Origin of the sequence: Actinoplanes lutulentus, from assembly GCF_003259845.1 — a bacterium.
GTDB lineage: Bacteria > Actinomycetota > Actinomycetes > Mycobacteriales > Micromonosporaceae > Actinoplanes > Actinoplanes lutulentus.
Map to the genome: position 1 here is coordinate 45,837 of NZ_QLMJ01000029.1, position 18,957 is coordinate 64,793.

The 18,957-nt window shown below is 69.5% G+C and carries 14 protein-coding genes; 6 read left to right on the top strand and 8 right to left on the bottom strand.

Annotated elements, in window-relative coordinates; all coding sequences use genetic code 11:
- Positions 1-161 precede the first annotated feature (161 nt).
- The gene (locus tag B0I29_RS42530; protein ID WP_146617080.1) at positions 162-2,168 is read left to right on the top strand and encodes a hypothetical protein; all 2,007 of its coding nucleotides are present in this window, start codon (positions 162-164) and stop codon (positions 2,166-2,168) included.
- A complete protein-coding gene (locus B0I29_RS42535) occupies positions 2,159-3,667 on the top strand; it encodes a DUF4407 domain-containing protein (RefSeq protein ID WP_111654862.1) in 1,509 nt (502 codons plus the stop codon). Before B0I29_RS42530 ends, B0I29_RS42535 begins: the two co-directional genes overlap by 10 nt.
- Here B0I29_RS42535 and B0I29_RS42540 read toward each other — a convergent pair.
- Genes B0I29_RS42540 through B0I29_RS42550 form a run of 3 tightly spaced genes read right to left on the bottom strand, consistent with a single transcriptional unit; the run spans position 3,648 to position 6,646 of the window.
- On the bottom strand, positions 3,648-4,775 hold the full coding sequence (locus B0I29_RS42540) for a protein kinase family protein (RefSeq protein WP_146617081.1): 1,128 nt from the start codon (positions 4,773-4,775) through the stop codon (positions 3,648-3,650). The two genes, B0I29_RS42535 and B0I29_RS42540, sit on opposite strands and share 20 nt — an antisense overlap.
- Complete coding sequence (locus B0I29_RS42545) at positions 4,772-5,899, bottom strand: protein phosphatase 2C domain-containing protein (protein WP_111654864.1); 1,128 nt, start codon at positions 5,897-5,899, stop codon at positions 4,772-4,774. Before B0I29_RS42545 ends, B0I29_RS42540 begins: the two co-directional genes overlap by 4 nt.
- Before the next feature lie 27 nt (positions 5,900-5,926).
- On the bottom strand, positions 5,927-6,646 hold the full coding sequence (locus tag B0I29_RS42550) for a vWA domain-containing protein (RefSeq protein ID WP_111654865.1): 720 nt from the start codon (positions 6,644-6,646) through the stop codon (positions 5,927-5,929).
- 199 nt (positions 6,647-6,845) lie between these two features.
- Here B0I29_RS42550 and B0I29_RS42555 point away from each other — a divergent pair, with 199 nt between their 5' ends.
- The 4 genes from B0I29_RS42555 to B0I29_RS42565 all read left to right on the top strand — a co-directional run bounded on the left by B0I29_RS42555 (position 6,846) and on the right by B0I29_RS42565 (position 11,690).
- Positions 6,846-9,272, top strand: a complete 2,427-nt coding sequence (locus B0I29_RS42555) for a transglycosylase domain-containing protein (protein WP_111654866.1) — start codon at positions 6,846-6,848, stop codon at positions 9,270-9,272.
- An 83-nt stretch (positions 9,273-9,355) separates the two neighbouring features.
- Positions 9,356-9,529 carry a hypothetical protein gene (locus B0I29_RS46205; protein WP_181558261.1) on the top strand — a complete coding sequence of 58 codons (174 nt, stop codon included), beginning with the start codon at positions 9,356-9,358 and terminating at the stop codon, positions 9,527-9,529.
- Entirely contained in the window at positions 9,526-10,656 is a 1,131-nt protein-coding gene (locus tag B0I29_RS42560) for a glycosyltransferase (protein ID WP_111654867.1), read from the top strand. Before B0I29_RS46205 ends, B0I29_RS42560 begins: the two co-directional genes overlap by 4 nt.
- Complete coding sequence (locus B0I29_RS42565) at positions 10,653-11,690, top strand: glycosyltransferase (protein ID WP_111654868.1); 1,038 nt, start codon at positions 10,653-10,655, stop codon at positions 11,688-11,690. Before B0I29_RS42560 ends, B0I29_RS42565 begins: the two co-directional genes overlap by 4 nt.
- A gap of 70 nt (positions 11,691-11,760) precedes the next feature.
- Here the strand turns inward: B0I29_RS42565 and B0I29_RS42570 are convergent, their stop codons facing one another.
- Genes B0I29_RS42570 through B0I29_RS42590 form a run of 5 tightly spaced genes read right to left on the bottom strand, consistent with a single transcriptional unit; the run spans position 11,761 to position 18,699 of the window.
- The gene (locus B0I29_RS42570; protein WP_111654869.1) at positions 11,761-12,288 is read right to left on the bottom strand and encodes a DUF6036 family nucleotidyltransferase; all 528 of its coding nucleotides are present in this window, start codon (positions 12,286-12,288) and stop codon (positions 11,761-11,763) included.
- Positions 12,285-12,671: a hypothetical protein gene (locus tag B0I29_RS42575; protein ID WP_111654870.1), complete on the bottom strand. Its 387-nt coding sequence runs from the start codon at positions 12,669-12,671 to the stop codon at positions 12,285-12,287. The genes B0I29_RS42570 and B0I29_RS42575 overlap by 4 nt, the downstream gene beginning before the upstream one ends.
- 20 nt (positions 12,672-12,691) lie before the next feature.
- Positions 12,692-13,465: an alpha/beta fold hydrolase gene (locus B0I29_RS42580; protein ID WP_111654871.1), complete on the bottom strand. Its 774-nt coding sequence runs from the start codon at positions 13,463-13,465 to the stop codon at positions 12,692-12,694.
- A 9-nt stretch (positions 13,466-13,474) separates the two neighbouring features.
- Positions 13,475-14,854, bottom strand: coding sequence for a M1 family metallopeptidase (locus B0I29_RS42585; protein ID WP_245973183.1), 1,380 nt, complete (start codon positions 14,852-14,854; stop codon positions 13,475-13,477).
- On the bottom strand, positions 14,818-18,699 hold the full coding sequence (locus tag B0I29_RS42590; RefSeq protein WP_111654920.1) for a Pls/PosA family non-ribosomal peptide synthetase: 3,882 nt from the start codon (positions 18,697-18,699) through the stop codon (positions 14,818-14,820). Before B0I29_RS42590 ends, B0I29_RS42585 begins: the two co-directional genes overlap by 37 nt.
- Between the last annotated feature and the right edge of the window lie 258 nt (positions 18,700-18,957).

Here is an 18,957-nt window from a genome sequence, read left to right on the forward strand (position 1 = left end):
GTCATGACGATCACTGTCCGGCGCACATCCACCCGTTTACCCTCACCTCTGGTCACACGGTGCACGGGGCTCCACAGTGGCGATCCAGGCGGGGAAAACAGAACTTGTCCGAAAGCACCGAGGAAGTACCGCAGCCGGTCTACTTCCTATGCGACGTATCCGTGCGTATGGGCGAAGACCGGCTGATCCTCGCTGAATCGATGGTCGGCCACCTCGCTGCCGCGATCTCCAGCGACGGGCTGCTCACATTCGCGGTCCGCTGGGGAATCGAGCACTACGGCACCAGCGCCGGATCCGGCGAGGTACTGCCGTTGCAGCAGGTGGACTTCACCGACGAACTGCCCGCCATGCGCGCCACCGTGGAGGAACCGGCCCTGCGCGCCGCGGCGGACGCCATGCTCCGGCGCATGAGCATCGACATCTCGCAGCTGGACGCCGACTTCCCGGAAGTGCGGCCGCCCGTCATCGTGGTGCTCACCTCCGGGACGTTCACCGAGCCGGCGAGCGAGTGGGACGCCGCCCTCGGCGACCTGATGACCCGGAATCCACGCATCGAGCAGGACCGGGGGTGGCAGCCGACGGTCCTCTTCGTCTGCCTGCTGGCCGAGGACAGCACACCGCTGGAACGTCTGGCTCAGGCGTACGAAACCGCCGACCACTACGCCGTCAGGAACGAGACCGACGCCGCCGTGGTCGCACACGACGTCGTCGCGGCCATCCGGAACTCGGTGGCGACCGGCACCCTGCGTCTGCGATACGCCCGCTGGGTGATGGCGGAGAAGGACCTCGTCACCGGCACCGTCCTGGAACGGACCACGGACACCGAGGTCATGGAGGTGACCGCACACCCGTTCCCGGACGTCACCGGGGCACTCGCCTACCGCCGGTTCCTCGACATCGGCGACGACGCCGAGGCGCATCCACTCGACGTGCTGATCGACCTGACCGCGATCCGGCGCCTGCCACCACCGGACGGCCATGCCGATCGCATCGTCGATCGGGTGTGCTGGCCGCTGCGGGTGGTGGTCGGCGACGATCCGCGGGTCGTCACCGGCCTGCTGACGCCGGCAGTGCCGGTCCCGTTCAGTGACGCCGACGAGCACGGCCGTCTCGTTCCCCGATCGATAGCGCTGCTCCGGTTGGACGGCACCGCCCCGGTCCCGGTCACGCCCGGAGCCGTACCGGCGACGATCGACACCGTCGCCCGGATGCGCCTGTGCGCGGACCTCGCCGACACCCTCGATCTCGCGCACCGCTACGGCATCGTCCTCGGTACACGGACACTGGAGTCCGGCGTCTTCCGTGTCCTGCGCCGCGGCGCCGAGGTTCAGTTGACGGACTGCGGCGACGCCCGTCTGGGTGATCCTGCCGACGGCCACGCGGCGATCGGCGATCTGACCTGGCTGGCTCGTTTCGTCGAGCTCTGCCTGATCGACAAGACCGGCCGGGTCGATCACGTACAGCCCATGCCGGTCTTCGACCCCGACGGGCTGGACCTGCTCGCCCGGGCCAAGTCGAACGCGCCGTCAGTGATACCGGCCGCCGCTCAATGGCGGTCCTACCTGGACCGCCGGGCCGTACAACTGCAGGGGCCACCGATCGTCAACGCGGTCTCGGTGAAGCCGGCCTTCGCCCCGGTTGGAGCTACCGTGACGGTGCGGTGGCGCACCAGCCACGCGGACGAGATCTCCTTGATCGCCCCGGACGGCAAGCTGACGCAGGTGCCCGCCCGCTACGCCGACGAGGGCTCCGACCAGCTCACCGTCACCAGGTCCGGCACGATCACCGTGCTGCTGCGCAACAAGGTCGGCGAGCGCCGGCACGAGACGGCGTGGGTGAACGTGTTCGAGCTGCCGCGCCTTCGCGAGGTGCCGATGCCGATCGCACCGCCGCTGACGTCCAACCGCACCCTGCACCAGGTCGGTGACCTGATCAACGGTATCTGGGCGCTGGACGACGACACCGTCCACAGCGCCTTGACGGCCTCCTCGGTCACCGACCCGATGACCGACCTGATCCGTCCGCAGCGCCGATCCCTGCGCGAGATGCTCGGTGGCCGCCGCTCGGAAATGCCTCAGATCTTCCCGCACGACATGGGCGGCTGGTTCCTCCAGCGTCCGGAGAAGTCCCGTTCCCGCAAGAGTTGGTGGAGGTTTCCGTGGGCCTGACGCACCGGTTGGCGCAGATCGCGGGAGGGCGGCCCGAGGTCTTCGACGCCGCGCCCGGCGACCGGATCCGGTACGCCGCGATGGGCGGGGTCATCGTGTCGACCTCCGCGGTCGCCGCCGCCTCGGCGATCATGGCCGTCCACATGACGATGGACCTGCCGGTCGTCGTCGAACTCCTGATCGGTCTGGCCTGGGGCATCATCATCCTCAACCTGGACCGGCTGCTGGTCGTGCAGATGATGCGGCAGGAGCGCAAGGCACTCTCGGTCGCGGCCGCGCTGCCCCGGTTGCTGCTCGCTCTCGTCCTCGGCACTGTCATCTCCACCCCGGTGGTGCTCCAGATCTTCGCGCCGGAGATCGAGACCGAACTGATCGTGATGCAGGCCGAGCAGGCCGAGGCGTACAACCGCCAGATCGCGGCGAACCCGGACTACGCCAGAATCCCCGAGCTGACCGAGCAGATCGCCGGCGATGAGGCGGTCCTCGCCAAGGGCGTGTCGGTGAACGTGGAGAGCGACCCCGCGGTCACCGCCGTCCGGGAGCTCTACGACAAGGCGCAGACGGCTTACCTGGCCGCGGAGAAGAACGTGGTCTGCGAGAAGGAAGGCACCTGCGGCTCGGGCAAGGCGGGGCCGGGCATCGCCTTCGACGAGAAAGTGCAGATCCGCGACGATCGCAAGACCGAACGCGACGACGCCGCGCAGCAGCTCAAGGACGCACGGGAAGCCGCCCGGAGCAACCTCAGCACCGCTCAGGACACCGCGATCACCGCGGCCCGCAGCAGGCTGGACGCCAACCAGGCAACCCTGACCACGTTGACCGAACGGCTCGAGGCGGCCAAGCGAGCGCACGCGGCCCAGAGCGAACAGGACGACGGCCTGCTGGCCCGCCTCGAAGCGCTGGACCGGCTCTCCGCGGACCGGCCCACCCTGCAGCTCGCACACGTCATGCTCTTCCTCCTCTTCCTGTGCCTGGAACTGCTGCCGGTCATGATGAAACTGCTGCAGGTCCTCGGGCCCGAGACCCAGTACGACCGCAAGGCCAAGGAAGTCGACGACAAGCACGCCCGCACCGCGGCCGAACGCTGGGACGTCGAGCGCGAGATCGAGCAGGACCGCCTGCAACTGATCAAGGACGCCTCGAAGATCGGCAACCAGAAGGTCGTCGAGGCACAGAGCCAGGTGATGCAGCGGGTGCTGGACGCCTGGGAGGACTACGCGCACGCCGCGACCGACCGGGACGTGCAGCGCTGGCAGGACCAGCTCGCGTCGGCGGAACGGCTCGGTGACAACGAGACGAGGACCGTCCAGCTGCGGGCCTATCCGTCGCCCGGCCACGACAGCGTCTACTGGGCGCCGGACGGCCACGAGACGACCCGGCCGATCAACGGCCCGGACGCCCCGCGGGTGATTCGCGGAACGGCCGCTGCCGGTGACTCGATGCCTCCACCACGGCGCTCGTTGTACGGCCGGCCTCAGGTCACCGACGACCCGGAGTGACCCGGTTCCAGCCCCGCCCCTCGACCCACTCCCAGTTGCCGCGCCGGGCACCGTTCGCCAGGCTCGACGACGCCTCCGGCGCTGGGGTGGGCGCGGACCTCGATCGCGGCTTCGGGGCGGCGGCGGAACCGCCCTGCAACGCCAGGTACCAGTCGCGCATCACGGGCCGGGCGCGCGGATCGTCGGCCATGCTCGCGTCGAGTAAGGCCTGCGCCTCCGGACCGAGCCGATCGCGGAGAATCGCACGGGCCTTACCCGGGTCCCGGCTCACCGCGCAGCCCCGGCCGAAGTCGAGGATGCGCACCACCATCAACCCGAACTTGTACACATCGGTTTTCACGCTCTGGATGGACCAGGTATTGTGCAGCCGGTCCTGAACGTCCCGGGGTGCCGGGGGAACACTTCGTTTCGCCCGCTCCAGAGCATGACTCGCGGCCAACGCCTCGGGCGGCTGCCAGTTCGGCGTGTGCGGCTGGGTGCCGAACGTGGCGCGGTTGCCGCGGATCCGGGCGCTGTCCACGTCGACCACCATGATGGCGGGTCGCTGCGGATCCGGGTCGTAGATGATGTTGCGGCCGGAGATGTCGCCCAGCACGACTCCCTCCTTGTGCATCATCCCGTACGCCGCGGCGATCGCCCCGATCAGCTGCAGCCGGGTGACGATCGAGACGTCGGGCAACCCTTTGCGCATCGCGGTCTCGGTGTCGCCGAACAGCGTCTCGATCTCGCGCGGTTTGTGGTTCGATCCGCCGTTGCGCTTCGTGAAGTGGTGGAAGAACCGGTCCGGGATGATCCGCATCAGGATGCCGTCGGCCGCACCGGTGTCGTCCCTGACCAGTGCGACCGGCCAGATGATCCGCTCATCCCAGGCCTTGAGCTGATTGGCCGGAAGGCGGTCCCGGAACTGCACGAAGTTGGACAGGCCCCGGCCCAGCGCCGGGCCGGCCGACTGCTTCGTCTTGTCGTTGTACTTCTTGTAGACGTACGGGCCGGGCTGATTGCCCACGCTCGTCAGGTCCGGCACCAGGTGGACGGTCGCCGTGCCACCACGGGCCAGCGGCGTGATCCGGCCGAGCTGATCGACCACGAACTCGGGACTCGCGCTCATCGTCGTCGCCTCGGCGGGCTCGCCCACACCATCACGGCGGTCCGGTCATCGGTGAAGGTCTTCTTGTAGAACGCGAGATGCTGGGCGAACGCCAGCACGTCCGGCGGCGTACGCCACTTCTCCCGCAGGAACGCGCCGACGGTGCCGCGGGCGCTGCCGAGCGGATCACCGAGGCCGTCGGTCATCACCACGAAGGAGTCCCCGGCCCGCAGCAGGAACGCGGCCACGTGGGGCTCGATCCGGTCGGGCATCGGCCGCACCGTGCTGGAGATGATCTCGGCACCCTCGTTCTTGATCGCGACCATCGGGACCCACTCGTCGTCGCGCAGCAGGAAGGCGCTGGAGTCGCCGGCCAGGTTCGCCAGCAGGGCGCGGTGCGTGCCGTCAGCGGACGCAACGGTCTCCACCACGAAGACCAGTGCCGTGGCTGACATGATCGTCCGGACGTGCGCGAAGGGCAGCGACTCCTCGAGCTCGCGCAGCTTCTCCTCAGCGCCCTGCCGCGCGTACGCCCGCCGCAGATGTTCCCGGGCGCGCTTCGTCACGGCGTGGTTCGCCGCGTCCACCGCCTCCGCCCACGGCATCGCGTCCGCGACGCTCTGCCAGTCGGTCCACGGGTCTTCCCTCGGGAGACCGGTCAGGAAGTCGATCAGCGTGCCGGTCAGCCTGTCCACGATCTCGGCCGCCGCCTCGTGCGAGCGTGCCCCGTCGGACACCCCATCCGCGATGCAACCGACCAGCCATCGCTGATCCCTGGTGAACCGGATCGCGTACGCGTCCTGGCGCGGCTCACCGCGCTCCTGATGACTGAGTCCACGGACACTCGCCGCCCGGAAAGTGATCGCGCCGGCATCCGCCCCGTCGACCACGACGTCCGGCGGCGGCGACTTCACCCGCGCCGCGACGATCGGGCGGACCAGCGGCTGGCGCCCCTCGTCCTCCACCACCCACCGTTCATCGAGGTGGCGGTGCCAGCGTGGCTCGTTCAGCGAATCCGGTTGCCGGGGTTCGACGACCGGCGCCCGCCCCGCGTCCGGCTCGCCGGGATCTCCGTCCAGCGGCGCCGGCCAGTCCGCGTCGTCGTCCACCGGCTCCGCCGGCGGTTTCCGGCCGTCGTACCGCATGTGGCCCCCTCGTCCTCGCCGCGACCCTCAAATCCAGTCGTCGAGGTCTTCGTCGGCCGGGGGCACAAAACCGCCGGCCGTGCCGGCGTCACTCACCGAATTGGCCGACGCCACGATGCTGGTGATCAGTACCTCGGCGATCTGCTTGATCGCGGTCGCCGCGTCACCGGTGCCGTTGTACACGTAGCTACGCATCGACTTGCCGCTGTCCGACGGCTTCGGATAGACCCAGGGGTCCAGCACCGCCTTCTCCAGCGACGGGGTGACGCCGAACGGGATGATGTTCGGCCGGGCCTTGAAACCGGGGTCGGTGAGCTCGGCGAACGCCGTGTCCAGCTCGGCCTGCTGGTCGGTCGGCGCGCCGTCGGTGATGAAGAAGACGGCCGGCCGATAGACCTTGAAACCGTCCGCCTTCATCTCCGCCATGTCCCGCTCAATGTCCTTGCGCAGCTTGTGGAACGCCGCCGCGTACGACGTGGCACCGCGGCACGTAAAGACCGGGATGTTCTTCACGTTGCGCAGATCCCCGAGCTGCAGCACGGTCTGCGCGTCGTTGGCGAAGTCGAGCGCGCCCAGCCGGACCACGTCACCCAGCGTCGGACTCTCCTCGATCGCGTCGATGACCTCGGGCAGGATCTGGTTCACCGCCCGCAGCGGAGCACCCTCCATCGAGTACGACACGTCAACCAGCAGGTAGAACGCCAGCGCGAGAACCTTGTCATCGGCTTGGCGGGTCGGCTCGGGCACAAATCCTCCATAGCTGCCGCCTCCCCCCGAAGCGGCACCACGAAATCCTCCACTATGAATTCGATCTTGACCACCGCCCGTTCGCAGAGTCGATCTCAGCCGTCCGGCCTACGCACGGACGGCTGACACCGTCCCACCCTCTTGACACGATGCGGTGTGATAGACGCGGATCGTTTCGCCGAACACGGGTGGTGCAGCGGTGGGCTCCTGGATACGCCGACGAGATCACAACATCTTCGTCAACGCGTTCGTCTTCCTGCTCTGTGGCCTGATCACCGGGCTTGTCGTGGCAGCGGCCGTATTCCCGTTCGCCGCGATGTCCGGCCTCACTCTGCGGGCCGGCGAGGAAGCGTTCGCGAGCCTTCCCTCCGAGCTCAAGGCGTTCAAGTCGCCGCAGATCTCCCGGGTCTACGCGGCCGACAACAAGACCCAGCTCACCCAGTTCTACGACGAGTTCCGCAGCGACGTCCCGCTCAAGGGCATGTCGAAGTTCATGCGCGACGCCATGGTCGCCGCCGAGGACCGTGAGTTCTTCAAACACAACGGCGTCGACCTCAAGGGTGTGGCGCGGGCCCTGGTCAACAACAACCAGGGCGGCGCGAAACAGGGCGCTTCGACGATCACCATGCAGTGGGTGCGCATGTCGCTGGCGTACTCGGCGACCAGCCCGAACGATGTCCTCGACGCCACGAAGGACACCCCGAAACGCAAGGTCACCGAGATCAGGTACGCGATGGAGCTGGAGAAACAGCTCACCAAGGACCAGATCCTCGAGCGCTACCTCAACATCGTGCCGTTCGGCAAGCAGACCTACGGCATCTTCGCCGCGAGCCGCGTCTACTTCAACAAGGCGCCCAAGGATCTGACACTCGGCGAGGCTGCCATGCTCGCCGGCATCGTGCGGGCGCCCTCCGGTTACGACCCGACCACCTCGGACGGTTACGCGGAGATCAAGCAGCGCCGCGACAACTACGTCATCCCCGGCATGGTGGAGCTGGGTTTCATCACCCAGGCCCAGGCCGACAAGGCGATCAAGGAACCGATCCCGCGCAAGGTCCGCCCGGTCAGCAACGGCTGCGTCTCGGTGGCGAAGAACAACTGGGGCTTCTTCTGCGACTATTTCTACCGGTGGTGGATGGACCGGGAAGAATTCGGAGCCACTCCGTACGATCGTGCGCGCCGGCTCAAGAGCGGCGGTTACCGGATCACCACGACCCTGGACGTCAAGGCGCAGAAGAACGCCCGTGACCGGATCGCCGACCTGATCTCCGAGGGCAACAAGAACGCGCTGCTGCTGGCCGCGGTCCAGCCCGGCACCGGCAAGGTCCGGCTGCTCGCCGCGAACCGCAAGTTCAAGCTGGACGATCCGGCCGACCCGAAGAACAAGATCTCCTCCGATCCGGCGAAGGCGCGCAAGGGCATCCGCGGTTCGTACCCGAACACCACGAACCCGCTGCTCAGCGGCGGTGGGGACATCACCGGTTATCAGGCCGGCTCGGTCATGAAGATCTTCACCCTGGTCGCGGCGCTGGAGAAGAAACTGCCTCTCGCCTACACAATCAAGGCGGAGAAGAGATACGAGTCGAAATACATCATCAACCGCAGCAACCCGTCGGCGTGCCCCGGAACCCATTTCTGGTGTCCGAGCAACTCCGGCGGTGGCGGCGAAGGCATCTACAACATGTGGACGGGCTTCGGCAGATCCATCAACACGTACTTCGTACCGTTGGAGGAACGTGTCGGCGCGGAGAACGTGGTCGGCGTCGCCAAACGGTTCGGCATTCAATTCCGGGCGGCCAAGGACGCCGAGTTCGCGTCGCCGGGCTATTCCCATCAGTGGGGGGCCTTCACCCTGGGTGTCTCGGCGACCACCCCGCTCGACATGGCGAACGCGTACGCGACCCTCGCGGCCGACGGCAAGTACTGCCCGCCGACCCCGATCGAACAGATCGTCACCCGTGACGGCGACAAACTCGACGTGGGCCGATCGCTGTGCACCCAGGCGACCAGCCCGGACGTCGCCCGTGCCGCGGTCGACGCGGCCCGATGCCCGGTGGGTGACTCGGCGCTGCTCGGCAACTGCGGCGGCAGCACCGCCCCGGATACCCGCTGGGTGGTCGGCCACCCGGTGTTCGGCAAGACCGGCACGACCGACAAGGACAAGACGGCGTCCCTGGTCGCCGGGACGACCTCGCTGGTGGTCGCCGGATACCTGGTCAATCCGGACTATCAGAACCACAAGGACCGGCTCCAGCACGCCCAGGTCAACCCGGCCGTCTACCGGACACTCGGCGACTACATGGACGGCAAACCCAGGGTCCAATTCAAAAGACCGGAAAACCGCAAGATCGCGTACGGCGAACGGCGGTACATCCCCGACGTCGAGTGCGACCCGCTGAGCCGGGCCCGCAACCGGCTGGAACGGGCGGGATTCAGCGTCGACATCGGCCGTGAGGTCGACTCGAAGTGCCCGGAGGGAACCGCCGCCGGCACCGATCCGAGCGGGCGTACGGTCAAGAACGGTGCGGTGACCATCGAGGTCAGCAACGGCAAGAGCGACGAGCCGGAGGTGCCGGTCCCGCCCGGCACACCGCCGTCGAGCGCACCACCGAACCCGCCGCGGTAACCGTCCAGGCGTACTCTGGCATTTGTCGCTCCAGACCTCGGCGGCCGCGAACATTCCGTCGGCGGGTTTGAAGAGAGCAGACAATGACCATTTCCAAGGCAGCTGTCATCACCGTGCTCCGGGAACGAGGCCAGCACGACAGGGCCGACTTCGTCGACAAGGAACTCCCCGAGGACATCGACGAGGCGCGGCACGGCGGGCTGCTGGCCATGCTTCGTGTCACCCCCGCCGAGCTGGCCAAAGTCGAGTCCGCATGAGCATCAGATACGGATTCCTCAGCACCCATCCGCCGACCCGGTGCGGTCTGGCCACCTTCAACTCCGCGCTCGCCGACCACGTCGGCCGGGCCGGCAACCCGGGCGGTGTCGTCCGCGTCGCCGCCGGCGGTGAGGAGTCCGTCCCCGGCTCGTCGGTGGTGCACACCTGGAACGCCTCGACACCGGCCGGCTGGCGGGAGAGCGCCGAGGTGCTCAACACCTTCGACGTCGCCGTCATCCAGCACGAGTACGGCATCTACCCCGGCCGCGACGGCGGCGAGGTCCTGTCCGTGCTGCGCCGGCTGAGCGTGCCGAGCCTGGTCGTCCTGCACACCGTGCTGACCCACCCGACGCCGCGGCAGAAGTCGCTGCTCGAACAGATCACCGCCGCCGCCGGCGCGGTCGTGACGATCACCAGGGCCGCCCACGACCGGCTGCTGCAGGGTTACGACGTCGACGCCTCGAAGGTGTCGGTGATCCCGCACGGCGCTTCCGCGTTCGCCGGCGAGCCGGCCCGGCGTTACGACCGGCCGCACCTGCTCACCTGGGGCCTGCTCGGACCGGGCAAGGGCATCGAGTGGGCGCTGCGCGGGCTGGCCCAGCTGCGCGACCTCGACCCGTCGCCGGTCTACACGGTGGCCGGCCGGACCCACCCCAAGGTCATCGAACTGCACGGTGAGGCGTACCGGGCGAGCCTGCACCGCCTGAGCGCGGACCTCGGCGTCGCGCACGACGTGCGCTTCGAGTCGTCCTATCTCGACGACGCGGCGCTCGGGGAGCTCATCCGCTCCGCCGATGTCGTCGTGCTGCCGTACGACTCCACCGAGCAGGTCACCTCAGGTGTGCTGGTCGAGGCGGTCGCGGCCCGGATCCCGGTCGTCGCTACCGCGTTCCCGCACGCCGTCGAGTTGCTCACCGACGGCCCCGGCCTACTCGTGCCGCACAAGAAACCGGCCGCCCTGGCGACCGCGATCAGGCGGATCCTCACCAAGCCGGCCCTCGCGGCCACCCTGCGCGACCGCAACAGCCACGCACCGGGATGGCCCGCCGTCGCGCAGCGTTACCACGAGCTCGCCACCACCCTCGTCACCTCCGGCATCCGCGCCGAAGCCGTGGCCGGCAGGTGACCGACCAGGCCACCACCACGGCGCCGAAACCCCGGCGCATCCCTCACGCTCCGTCGTTCGCCCATTTGGTACGCCTGACCGACGACACCGGCCTGTTCGAACATGCTCGCCACGCCATCGTCCGGCGCGAACACGGGTACTGCACCGACGACGTGGCCCGGGGCCTCGTCGTCACCACCCGCGAGGTCAGCCCCACCGCCGAGGTGCTGCGGCTGGCGGAACGCTATCTGGCCTTCCTCACCCACGCCCAGGACGCCCACGGCGCCTTCCACAACCGGCTGGGCTTCAACCGGACCTGGCTCGACCAGCCCGGCCTCGGCGACTGGTGGGGACGCGCCCTCTGGGGCCTGGGCACCGCCGCCGCGCGCGCCCGGGTGCCGTGGATACGCGAAGAAGCGCTGCTCGCGTTCACCCGGGGAGCCACCTGCCGCTCCGCCGCACCGCGGGCCATGGCGTTCGCCGCGCTGGGTGCGGCCGAGCTGCTGCGCGCGGACCCCGGCAACGAACAGGCCGCCACCCTGCTGTCGGACGCCGCCGCCGAGATCGGCCGCCCGAACCCCGACCCCGACTGGGCCTGGCCGCACGACCGGCTCACCTACGCCAACGCCGCCCTGGCCGAGGCCCTCATCCTCGCCGGCGATCTGCTGGACGACCCGCCGGTCCTGGACGCCGGCCTGCGCATGCTGACCTGGCTGCTGGAGATCCAGCTCGACGACGGCCACCTCTCGGTCCTCCCGTCAGCGGGCTGGCAGCGAGGCACTCCCCGGCTACGCCACGACCAGCAGCCCATCGAGGTGGCAGCCCTGGCCGACGCCTGCGCCACAGCAGCGGCCATCACCAACGGCGACATCTGGCACGAGGGCGTCCACCAGTCGATCGCCTGGTTCCTGGGCGACAACGACGTGGGCCGGCCCATGTGGGACCCGGCCACCGGAGGCGGCTACGACGGCCTGACCCTGCAGGGCCCCAACCTCAACCAGGGCGCCGAGTCAACCCTCGCCCTGATCTCCACCCTCCAACACCCCACCCGCTGAGCAGATCCTGGCCAAATAGTCACCCTGAGTTAGGTAGATGCCATTTACGTAGATTGCATCTACCTAAGAGCTATTCAGAACCGAACAGATCCTCGAGCATCGCTTGGGATCGGGCCGGCAGCGGCTCTCGTGGAAAGAACCGCTCACACAGCTCCAGCGCGGCACCGATCGCCGTCACGCCGATGATCGCCGCGAGAGTCCGGAGATCTTCCTCGTCACGAGAACGAGCCGCGAACGCCTTCATGGCGAAGACGTGCTCCGCCGAGGCCGCCATGACCCGAATCCCTGGATGGTCGAACACTTCGCGCTTGCCGGGATCGTTCTGGGCAGAGACATATGCGCTGGCCTGCTCGTTCAACCACCACGGCGGCAATCCCATCGCCTCGGCGACGTTGCGGGCTTCTTCGAGGACCACGCCGTGCGGCACGAAGGTCGCGTCCACGTCTCGGGTCACCCGCTGAGCGTCGTAGGCCAAGGCCATAGCCGCGCCGCCGACGATGAACAGATCGGCTGTCACACCTCTGCGGACCAGGCGGTCACCGAGAGCGGTAAAAGCGCGTTCCAGTTCGGCTCGTCCGAGGAGGCCGTCGTCGCTCATGCGGCTTCGAGGTCTCGTGCGGAGAGGTAGACGCCGTGCTTGCGGAATGCGGCCGGCGCCGAGACCAGCGCCTCCATCCGTTTGGACGGTAGCGACGACGGAAACCACGGGGTCTCCAGGACCCGGGCACGGGACCACTCGGGCGGAGCAAGGTCCCGCTGCGCGGCCAGATGCTCCGCCATGGCAGCCAGGAGGACGTCCCACTGCTCATCGCCGGTGAGTGCGGGCTCGTCCCGGAAGAGGTGCGGCTGCTGCTCGGCAGCAGCCCAGCGATACTCCTCGAAGAACTCCCAGACGTGTTTCCACCTGATCCGTTCGTCGTGCTGACGAAGGAGGTGGCCGGCAAGATCGGCCAGAGTCATCGGCTGGTAGGCCATGGTCACCTATCTGACGGAAAGCATCGTTACCGCGGAGTCGATCGTACGACGGTCCGGGGCTCGTGCCCGACATCGCGGTGAGCGGGGTCGGTGAGGAAGGTTGTCACCTCGGCGGCGAACGCTTCTGGGGCGAGGCTGTGCACCCGGTGGCCGACCGGGATCGTTGCCAGTCTGGCGTCCGGCAGGGCGGCGGTCACGTCCGCCAGGCGGCGGGGTGGGATGCAGCTCGTCCGGCCGCCCGACAGGACCAGGGTCGGCTGGTGCACCTCGCGCAGCCGCTCCCACCACGCCGGATCCGGGCGGGACAGCTGGAGGAAGATCGATGCCTTGACGGACAGCTCGTGGTCGGGGCGGGCCGCCAGGAGGCCGCCGGCAACCGACAGCAGATGCGGCAACCCAAAGCCGGAACGCCGCGGCGGGGCCGCCAGGTCCTCCAGCACCAGGCGAGCGAACACGTCAGGCGAGTGCTGCGCCGCGGCCAGGGCCGCGTAGCCGCCGACCGAGTGGCCGATCGCCAGGACATCGCGCAGCCCGAGCGTCTCCACCAGGCCGAGGAGGTCGTCGCGCAGGGTGTCCAGCCGGTAATCGCCGGTCCGGGCGCTGTCCGCGTGACCGCGCAGGTCGACGGCGATCACCCGATGCCCTCTGGCGAGCAGCACCGGCGCGAAACGGTCCCACGTGCCGGCCCAGCTCCCGGTGCCGTGCAGCAGCACCGCGGGGGAACCACAGCCGGCTTCGCGGTAACCAAGCCGGATGCCGTTGACTTCCAGGGTTGCGACGTTCGACCACACAGAAGTCATCCACGATGTTTACCAGATGTTCGGTGGGCGAAGGGCCATCCGCGGTAGCGGCGGCAACGCCGGACGGTCCAGCCAGGCGTTGAACAGGTCGTCCAGGGGCTTGGCCGCGAACCTCGCCGCGTGCTCGCGGAACTGCTCCGTCGTGACCGTCCGGTGCCGGTGCTCGGCGACCCAGGAGCGCAGCAGCGCGAAGAACGACGCCTCGCCGATCCGGGCCCGCAGAGCGTGCAGGGCCAGCGCCCCGCGCTTGTAGACCACGGTGTCGAACATCCGGTCCACGCCCGGGTCGGCGACGGCGATGTTCGCCGGGTGGGTCGCGACCCAGGCGTACCACTGGGCCGCGTGCGCGTCCACGGACAGGCCGCCGGAGGCGGCCGACCAGAGCCACTCGGTGTACGTCGCGAAGCCCTCGTTGAGCCAGATGTGACGCCAGTCCGCGACGGTGAGGCTGTTGCCGAACCACTGGTGGGCGAGCTCGTGCACGGCGAGGCGTTCGTGGGTGCGCCGGCCGTCGAGGTGGTTGCGCCCGAAGACGGCCATGCCCTGCGCCTCGATCGGGTCGTCCAGGTCGTCGTCGGCGACGACCACGACGTACTCCTGGAACGGGTACGGCCCGAAGATCCGTTCCAGGGCGATCATGATCTCGCCGTGTCGGCCGAAGTCGTGCCGGAAGACGGTACGCAGACGCGGCGGGACGGCGGCCCGCTGGACCACCCGTCCCGGGGCCAGCTGGATCAGGTCGTACCGGCCGACCTGGACGCTCATCAGGTACGGGGCGGTCGGTTCGTTGCGCTCGTACACCCAGGTGGTGGTGCCGACGCCACGGCGACGGGCGACCGGGTCGCCGGTGACCACCACCGTGTACGCCGAAGCCGTGGTCACCGACACCAGAAAAGTGGCCTTGTCGTCGGGGCGGTCGTTGCACGGGAACCAGGACGGCGACCCGATCGGTTGACTCGCGACGAGGGCACCATCGGTCAGCTCGTCCCACCCGATGTCGCCCCAGCGTCCTGAGATCGGCACGGGCTTCCCCGCGTACCGAATCTCGATCTTGAAGGTGGCGCCGTATCCGATAGGTCTCTCGGGTCTGATCTTGATCTTGTTGGGTCGATGCTCGAACTTCGCCGGGCGGCCGTCGACGCGCACCTCCTGGACGCGGAAGCGGCCGAGGTCGAGGGTGAGCCGGGAGAGCTGCTGGACGGCTCGCGCGGTGATGACGGCCTTGCCGGCGAGCCGGTTCGTCGCCACCTTGTAGTCGAGGTCGAGGTCGTAGTGCAGGACTCGATAGCCGCCGTTGCCGTGCGCCGGCAGATAGGAATCGGTCGAGCGGTCGGCGCCCGGCGAGGCGGGTATCACGACCGCCGGGATGCGATCGGGTTGCCGAGCCACTGACTGTCGTCGGGCACGACGTCACCGCGAGTGACCAGCGAGCCGGGTCCCACGGTGGTACGCGCGCCGATGCTGGCGCCGGGCAGCACGATCCCGTGCGGGCCGAGCGTGGCGCCCGCGCCCAGAGTGACCTCGTCCATGCTCATGATCCGATCATGGAACAGGTGGGTCTGAACAACGCACCCCCGGTTCACGGTCGCGCCGGCGCCGAGACGCACCAGATCGTACTCGGGAAGCCAATATGTCTCCAGCCACACACCGCGGCCGATCCGCGCGCCGAGCGTGCGCAGCCACATGCTCAGCAGCGGCGTGCCGTTGGCGAAACGGAACAGCAGCGGCGCGGCGAACGCCTCGACGAACGTGTCGGCGAGCTCGTTGCGCCAGACGAACGACGTCCACAGCGCGTGCTCGGTGACCCGGAACCGGCCGACCAGGATCCACTTCGCGGCCGACGCGATCAGCGCCGCGCCGATCGCCGCGCCCAGCAGCACCGGTCCGGCCGCGAGCGCGGCCACCCAACCGCCCTGGGTACGCCAGATCGACGCCAGCGCCGCGAGAACGAGCACCGCCAGCACGCCGGCGCACATCACCGGGACGATCCGGCACAGCTCGATCAGGGCGCGGGCCACCTTCAGCCGCATCGGCGGGTCGAAGGTCCGCCCGGCGTCACCGGTCTCCACGACGCGGCGCAGCGGCATCGGCGGTGCACCGAGCCACGACGAACCCTTCTTCGCCTTGTGCGGCGCCGACGACAGCACCCCGACCAGGCCACGCTTGGGAACCGACCGGCCCGGCGCCGCCATCCCGGAGTTGCCGAGGAACGCCTGCTTGCCGATCCGGGCCGGGGCGACCCGCAGCCAGCCGTGGCTGAGTTCGTAGGTGGCGACCATCGTGTCGTCGGCCAGGAACGCGCCGTCGTCCACCGTGGTCATCGCCGGCAGCGCCAGCACGGTCGACGCCTCGACGTTGCGGCCCACCTTGGCGCCGAGCAGCCGCAGCCAGACCGGGGTGAACAGGCTGGCGTAGATCGGGAACAGCGCGACCCGCGCCATCCCCATGAGGCGCTCGGTCGTCCACACCTGCCAGGCGACCCGTCCCTGTACGGGGTGGAAGCCCGCCCGCAGACCGATGCTGAGCATGCGGACCGCGACCAGCACGACCAGGGCGTATCCGACGAGGTAGACGACCGCGGCGAGCGGGACGACGGTGAGCACCGCGCCGAGGTCCGGCTGCTCGGAGATCCTCCAGCCGATCAGCGCGAGCGCCGGCAGCAGAGCCACCACCGGCACGAGACCGAGCAGCTGAGCGGTCAGGCTGTACGCGCCGACCCAGAACGTCTTGCCCAGACGCGAGCGGGCCGGGCGTTGCGCAGGCCAGCCTTCGGCGTCTTTCGCATTCACCCGGACAGCCGGCGAACCCGCCCACCGCTGGCCGGCCGGCACGGCACCGGTCACGGTCGACCCAGCGTCGATCTTCGCGCCCTTGCTGACCCGGGATCCGGGCATCAGCGTGCTGCGGGACCCGACCCGGGCGCCCGCGCCGACCCGGACCATGCCGACCCGCACGACGTCACCGTCGATCCAGTAACCGGACAGGTCGACCTCGGGCTCGATCGCCGCGCCCCGGCCGAGTTTCAGCAGGCCGGTGACCGGCGGCGCGGAGTGCAGGTCGACGTCACGGCCGATCCGCGCGCCGAGCGCCTTCGCGTACGTGATCATCCAGCCGGCTCCGGCGACACCGTTCGCGCCGGTCAGCTCGGCGAGCCGTTCGGCCGCCCAGATCCGCAGGTGGACGCTGCCGCCGCGTGGGTAGTCGCCGGGGCGTACGCCGCGCAGCAGCAACCGGGCGCCGCCGGCGGCCACCGCGATCCGGCCGGCCGGACTGAACAGCACCAGCCAGCCCGCCGCGATCCACCACCAGGAGACCTGCGGGGCCAGGGTCGTCACCTTGCCCAGCGCGGCCAGGACGGTGAGCCAGCGCAGCCCGACGAGCGCGAGCATCGGCAGCATCAGCAGGCCCTGGATCAGCCCGGACAGCCGGGGCGTCGGCCGGACCTCACGGCGGGCGCCGGCCTCCGAGCTCAGCGCCTCGACCACCGTGGCCATCTGGGACAGCAGCGGGCTCTGGTAGATGTCGGCGACCGCCACCTGCGGGTACTTCAGCCGGATCCAGGCAACGAGCTGCGCCGCGTTCAGGCTGCTGCCGCCGCTGCTGAAGAAGTCGGCGCCGGCCTGGGCGGGCCGAATCCCGAGGATCTCCTCCCAGCCGCCGGCGAGCCATTCCTCGGTGGCGGTCAGTTCGGCATCGTCGTCGTTGTTACCGGCCAGCGGCCAGGGCAGCGCCGCCCGGTCCACCTTGCCCGAGGTCCGGGTCGGCAGATCGTCGATGACGGCCAGCAGCGGAACCAGCGCGGCCGGCAGCTGCTCGCGGATCCGCTGGGTCGCGGCCGCCAGGTCGAACTCACCCTCCCGCGGCACCAGGTAACCGACCAGCAGCTGGTTGCCCGCGGCGGTCTTCTTGATCGCCGCGGCCGCGCCGGCGACACCGGGCAGCGCCTGCAGGGCGGCGTCCACCTCACCCAGCTCGATCCGGCGACCACCCAGCTTGACCTGCTCGTCACCGCGGCCGAGGAACAGCAGCCCCTCGGGCTCGGCGCGCACGATGTCACCGCTGCGGTACGCCCGCTCCCAGCCCAACGACGCCAGCGGCGCGAACTTCTCGGCGTCCTTCGCGGCGTCGAGATACCGCGCCAGGCCGACCCCGCCGATGACCAGCTCACCGGTCTGGCCCATCGCGACCGGCTCGCCCGCGGCGTCGACCACGACCAGCTCCCAGCCGGCGAGCGGCAGGCCGATGCGTACCGGGCCCTCACCGGTCAGCCGCGCGGCGCAGGCGACCACTGTCGCCTCGGTCGGGCCATACGTGTTCCAGACCTCGCGTCCCTCGACGGCGAGGCGCTCCGCTAGCTCCGGCGGGCACGCCTCGCCACCGAAGATCAGCAGCCGGACATCCTCCAGGGCCTCGACCGGCCACAGCGCGGCGAGCGTCGGCACTGTCGACACGACGGTGATGCGCTGCTCGGCCAGCCACGGACCCAGGTCGACGCCGCTGCGTACCAGTGAGCGCGCGGCCGGCACCAGGCAGGCGCCGTACCGCCAGGCCAGCCACATCTCCTCGCAGGAGGCGTCGAAGGCGACGGACAGCCCGGCCAGGACGCGGTCGTCCGGGCCGAGAGGTTCCGCGGTTTCGTCGACGAGGAACAGTTGCGCCTCGGCGTCCACGAACGCCGCCGCCGAGCCGTGCGAGACCGCCACACCCTTCGGGGTGCCCGTGGATCCGGACGTGAAGATGATCCAGGCGTCATCCGCCGGTCCAGGCCGTCCGTTGTCCCTGTTCTCTTGGGTACGCCTCAACGACACGGCCAGCCCGTCGCCGAGCACCGCACAGACGCCCGCCTCGGCGAAGACCAGCTCGGCCCGCTCCTCCGGGTCGTCGGCGTCGACGGGCACATAGGCCGCGCCGGCCGCCAGCACACCGAGGATCGCGAGGTAGAGCTCGGCGGTACCGGACGAGATTCGGATGCCCACCCGGTCACCGGCACCGATCCCGTGGCCGGCCAGCGTCACCCGCAGCGCCTCGACCTCGTCGGCCAGCTCACGATAGGTCAGCGTGGTGTCCCCGGCATCGATCGCCGGCGCTCCCGGGTGATCCCGTACGGTCGCCTCGAAGATGTCGACGAGCGTGCGCCGGATCGGCGTCGACGTGGAACTGAACAGCGCCGGAGCCTCCGGTTCCAGCTCGATCTCGGGAAGCTCGATCAGACGCAGGTCAGTTGTCACGGTCACCGGGGCGCGCTCCATTTCCACCTGAGAATCGCGGTCGGCCAGGCGCACGACGGCGAGCCACCCAGGCGGCACTCAACGTTACGTGCGGAAACCAGAAAATGACGATCGAACATCAGATACGTGTCCACTGACACAGCTGGGCGCGCCCGCGTACGACCACGAACCGCCACGGGGAGGTCGATCGCGAAGGGAACTGGCGTTCCGGGCACCAGTTCCCGGACGGCGACGACGCAGCGCAGGCCCGCTTCGATCCGTGGA

Coding starts and splice junctions, on each gene's coding strand:
- B0I29_RS42540 (WP_146617081.1), bottom strand. CDS start 4,775: ATGAGCGCGAGTCCCGAGTTCGTGGTCGATCAGCTCGGCCGGATCACG.
- B0I29_RS42545 (WP_111654864.1), bottom strand. CDS start 5,899: ATGCGGTACGACGGCCGGAAACCGCCGGCGGAGCCGGTGGACGACGAC.
- B0I29_RS46205 (WP_181558261.1), top strand. CDS start 9,356: ATGACCATTTCCAAGGCAGCTGTCATCACCGTGCTCCGGGAACGAGGC.
- B0I29_RS42560 (WP_111654867.1), top strand. CDS start 9,526: ATGAGCATCAGATACGGATTCCTCAGCACCCATCCGCCGACCCGGTGC.
- B0I29_RS42570 (WP_111654869.1), bottom strand. CDS start 12,288: ATGAGCGACGACGGCCTCCTCGGACGAGCCGAACTGGAACGCGCTTTT.
- B0I29_RS42580 (WP_111654871.1), bottom strand. CDS start 13,465: ATGACTTCTGTGTGGTCGAACGTCGCAACCCTGGAAGTCAACGGCATC.